The following is a 1,090-nucleotide window of genomic DNA, read 5'->3' on the forward strand; positions in this document are numbered from 1 at the left end:
GATTTCCGCAAGGACAATGGTCCCGGCATCAAAAAGGTCTGCGCGCGCTTCGTCGAGGTGTGCCGCAAGATGGGCTTGCTCGCGACAGCCAGCGTTGCGATCGACGGCAGCAAATTCAAAGCAGTCAATAATCGCGATAAGAACTTCACGCGCGGCAAAGTCGAGCGGCGGCGCACGCAATTGGAGGAGAGTGTTGCGCGCTATCTCGCTCAGCTCGATACCGCCGACCGGCAGGAGCCGTCGGAAACACTGGAGTTAAAAAAGACGCGGATCAAAGAACGGCTCAAAAATCTGACCGTTGAAATGGCGAAACTCGCAGCGATTGAAAAACAGGTTCTGGCGGGAAGTGGCCGGTAGGTGAAGATGGCGGCGACATTCAGCACGACCGTAATCGGGGCCAGACCGAACGTGGCGCGTTCGCGGCCAAACCGACGCTTATGACCCTGGCTGTGTGAAAACGCCGTGCCTGCTATGATTCCCGCACTGAATCGGTGGGGGCTGGCATGGCTCGTTTCATTCAAGGAGCTGATCGCGGGCAATCTACTTTGTTGCCGGAATGCCTGGACGACTGGGTTGCAGATGACAATCCGGTTCGCGTGATCGACGCCTTCGTTGCAGCCCTCGATCTGGCTGAACTTGGGTTCGGTGGCGTTGAGCCTGCCGGCACAGGTAGGCCGTCGTATCATCCGGCCGCGCTCTTAGGGCTCTACATTTACGGTTATCTCAACCGTGTCCATTCGAGCCGCCGGCTTGAGCGTGAAGCTGGCCGCAACGTCGAAGTGATGTGGCTGCTCGCCAGGCTTGCGCCCGATCACAAAACGATTGCCGATTTCCGCAAGGACAATGGTCCCGGCATCAAAAAGGTCTGCGCGCGCTTCGTCGAGGTGTGCCGCAAGATGGGCTTGCTCGCGACAGCCAGCGTTGCGATCGACGGCAGCAAATTCAAAGCAGTCAATAATCGCGATAAGAACTTCACGCGCGGCAAAGTCGAGCGGCGGCGCACGCAATTGGAGGAGAGTGTTGCGCGCTATCTCGCTCAGCTCGATACCGCCGACCGGCAGGAGCCGTCGGAAACACTGGAGTTAAAAAA

1 protein-coding gene and 1 pseudogene are annotated in these 1,090 nt (G+C 58.2%); both read left to right on the plus strand.

The genetic code is table 11. The features are described from left to right. A pseudogene (locus IVB41_RS00005) lies at positions 1-357 on the plus strand (IS5/IS1182 family transposase); the annotation flags it as partial. Between the two features lie 146 nt (positions 358-503). Beyond that, on the plus strand, positions 504-1,090 hold a 587-nt coding region (locus IVB41_RS00010), incomplete at its 3' end, for a transposase (RefSeq protein ID WP_247425701.1).

The sequence above is a fragment of the Bradyrhizobium sp. 44 genome, assembly GCF_023073095.1.
Classification (GTDB): Bacteria; Pseudomonadota; Alphaproteobacteria; order Rhizobiales; family Xanthobacteraceae; genus Bradyrhizobium.